This is a genomic window from Criibacterium bergeronii (assembly GCF_001693775.2).
Lineage (GTDB): Bacteria > Bacillota > Clostridia > Peptostreptococcales > Filifactoraceae > Peptoanaerobacter > Peptoanaerobacter bergeronii.
Map to the genome: position 1 here is coordinate 1 of NZ_MBEW02000054.1, position 3,507 is coordinate 3,507.

At 29.1% G+C, this 3,507-nt stretch carries 4 protein-coding genes; all 4 read right to left on the reverse strand.

Annotation, left to right across the window (positions count from 1 at the left end; all coding sequences use genetic code 11):
- Positions 1–290 (reverse strand): GTP-binding protein (locus BBG48_RS10525; protein WP_199560410.1); only part of this gene is annotated, 290 nt, incomplete at its 3' end.
- A 243-nt stretch (positions 291–533) separates the two neighbouring features.
- Positions 534–1,319 carry a two-component system regulatory protein YycI gene (locus tag BBG48_RS10530; RefSeq protein ID WP_068911835.1) on the reverse strand — a complete coding sequence of 262 codons (786 nt, stop codon included), beginning with the start codon at positions 1,317–1,319 and terminating at the stop codon, positions 534–536.
- Positions 1,306–2,625 carry a hypothetical protein gene (locus BBG48_RS10535; RefSeq protein ID WP_068911836.1) on the reverse strand — a complete coding sequence of 440 codons (1,320 nt, stop codon included), beginning with the start codon at positions 2,623–2,625 and terminating at the stop codon, positions 1,306–1,308. Before BBG48_RS10535 ends, BBG48_RS10530 begins: the two co-directional genes overlap by 14 nt.
- 24 nt (positions 2,626–2,649) lie before the next feature.
- Positions 2,650–3,105, reverse strand: coding sequence for a hypothetical protein (locus BBG48_RS10540; protein ID WP_068911838.1), 456 nt, complete (start codon positions 3,103–3,105; stop codon positions 2,650–2,652).
- Positions 3,106–3,507: the final 402 nt, after the last annotated feature.

The window sequence follows — 3,507 nt, forward strand, 5'->3', positions numbered from 1 at the left end:
GTAGTAGAGTCTGCAACTATAATTACAGATGCCACTGCAAGCAAGGATGATATTACTTCTGACTCAAAGTCAAAATATCCAGGAGTATCAATAATATTGTACTTATAATCCTTGTATTCTAAAGATGTAAGACCAAGTGAAGATGTAATCTTCGCAGCATCTGTTGGTTTAGAAATTCTATCTAATTTGCCACCAGTGTAAAGAATAGCTTCGATTAAATTTGATTTTCCTGAGCCTGAGTGTCCAAGTATTGCAACATTTCTAATCTTTTGAGCTTCGTATGCTTTCATATTATAAGTTCTCCCTTCAAGTTTGTGCTAGTATAAAACCCTTTGTAAATAATAATACAAACGATTTCATATATATTATATATTTTTTTAATATAAAAAGCAATAACAAAACTTTTAACCTCAACTTAATTAATCATGCAAGAGACTAATTTTAGTAAAATTTTCACTAAAAAAGCTACTATAATACACAAAAAAACTCCACCCAAATAAAATTGAGTAGAGCCTCTTATATATTTTAATAACTTACCTTATAGCCTCAACATAAATAAATTCCCTAGAGTTAATTTGAATCCTCCAGTAAGGTATCATCCTTATACGCTCAGTCTTGCTTTCATCGTCCTCATATGGGTTATTTTGCACCATGTCATATCCTAGTGCCATGCCTGTTATTATATCGCCCCTCTTGAGCTTAGGTATCGCCAAGGATAATGCCTGTGCTTGAGAAATAGCATATGCTACCTTGTCGCCTTGAGAAATAATCTTAGCCTTTAAAATGCTGATATCCACATCTCCATCTTCATAAAATAGAAATTTTACATAACCCTGCCCTAAATATAAACCTTTAAAATATTCTTCATATACCAATGTATTACTATCCTGCTCTATAGAAAAATCCTTTAGCTTATATTCAGAGCCTGGAAATATTTCCCTGATAAAATTCCTAGCAAATTCCTTTTGATTAGAAAAGCCGCTTGGAGCATCTTTTATAATTAATTCATAGTAAATATCATCAATTATTTTAATTTCATTTTTATACTTATTATTTAAATCTACAAAAATATCCGTTTCATTATCACTGTTTATATTTGCAAACTTAACCTCAATTGGACTTATCTCAAGCTTTTTGTTGCTCAATTTTAAATTATTTTTAACTCCCATATCAGATAAAATTTGATTTATATTATTTAAATTTTTAGAACAGATATCATTGTTAAAGTATATTTTTCTTTGGTCAAGGCTCAAAAAAAGCACGATATTTGCAATCAATAGAGCAATTATCAAATAAGTTTTCGCCTTAGTCCATTGCATAGTGCACCATCTCACCTGATATGCCATCGAAATAGAAAATATATCCCCCTATTTCAAAGCTCCAGCAAGGAATATAATTACCTGACATATCATCAAATAAATAATTTAAATTAAAATCCCTAATCTGTTTCAAAAGCTGAGTAGAGTCGTCCACCATCAAAAACTTCTTCAGCACATCTATATTATCGCTTAAAGCATCCTTTGGGTCAATTAAACTGTTAAATTCGCTAGAATATGGAGCAGCATAAATCAATGATAAATTTGCATCCACTACATCTGAATTTACAACATCAACATAGGACTTGTTCCCAGTTACAAGATCAATACCCAAATACTTCCCAACCATTTCAAATCTAATCTTTTCAGTTCCATTATCATTAAATTTGTATATTTTTTTTATCTTGATTAAATCAGGATTTATCTTAGTATCAACTAAAAATTTTGACAGGGCAGTTGCAGCCTTTGTATAATCGTTGCTATTACTTATATTTGCTGAGCTTTTGTACTTAATATGCCCATTTTTAGAAATTTCAAGAATTTGTTCACCATTATTATAGCTATAAAAGTAAATCCCATTTTTTTGAACAATAGACGAAGTAAAATCAAATTTTTCCTTAAAAATATTCTTCGCAATCTCAGAAATATTAGTATCATTTAATAAATTGACACTAGCTAAATCCTGCATATAAATATCCGGTTTAATCGGCAACAATAAGTTTTTATTAGAATTCATAGGATAAAAAATCGGCACATACCTTTGATAATTAGTCTCCATCAACGAGTCAACAAAAGAAAAGCCGTTAATTCTCTCACTAAGCAATGAAAAGATTTTTTTGTCAGTCTGAATAAAAATAGTATTTTCACCAATAGCAAAATGTATACCAACAATGTTATCCCTAGATGTCAAGTCATTATCGTTAATGCCAGTGACTAAGCCAAAAATTGAGCCTGGAAAATTGTTAAAAATAAAACTGACCATCTTTGAAGAGGAAAGAGTATCAAAAGTAGATAACTCAACCTCTTCAAAAGATTTTTTAGAAGAAAAAGCCTGCACAAGATTTTCTATAGCCTCATCATAATAGTTGCTTTGCTTATTTAAAATCTGAGTTTTACTTAAATTGTCAAAGCTTACAATAATATGACTCGGAAGTAACATCTGCTTAAAATACCTTTGATTTAAAAATGGGGATATAGCATCACTTTTAGTATTCCCAAAATCAGTGTATCTAATAGCAACAAGTGCTATGGCAATTGCAAACAATAACCATAGCACCACAGTTTTAATACTCTCAGTAAATTTATTCATAAAAATATCTCAATCAATAAATTATTATTTAGAAATAGTCTGTTTCTTTAATTCAATCTGTTTAATAATATTTTTTACCTCTTTTTGCATATCCTTACTAAAATTGACTGATTTAGTAATGACCTGATATTCATCCTTACCGTCAGAATTCTTACCCTTGTAAATTGAAAAATCAAGTCTATTTTCACCCTCTAAAAGGAGAATTTCCGCAGTAAATAAATTTAGAGCGTCGCCCTTAACCTCAAAAAAATCAATTAAATCAGCCTTAGGATTTTTATCAGCATCAAGATTATTTCTGTCTACCAAATAATGCTTAATAGTCACAATAGTACCATTATTGACAGTACCACTGGCAACAAGACTCTTTGATGAGGTTAAACTACCTTCTTGCATCGGATTAGTAACAGTAAAATCGACAGCATAAGAATTTATGCCAAAAATAACAAAAAAAGCAAACAAAAAAGTCAAAATCCGTTTCATTAACAAACCTCCCATCTTCTTGACAGTGATATATAAAATGTCATTATACTATTATAAAGACAAATATTATATAATTAAATTTACATATATTATAACATCAAATATAAATTTTTAATATTTCCATTATATTACAATTTATACATTTATAGTTCATGAGTAATTATACTATCTTACTTTAAAATTGTATCATAAATATTAAAAAAACTTATATTGCTACCTGTTACAAAAAAATTAATGATTAAAAATAAATACTACACCTTCTTATGTAAGTGATTATTAGGAAACACTCTCAGGTTTTCCGATGCTGTCATCAGTTATAACTATGAAACAGAAAGCATAATTATACTAAATTACTTTGAAAATTGTAGCATACATATTAAAAAGAAATTTATGCTACTACCT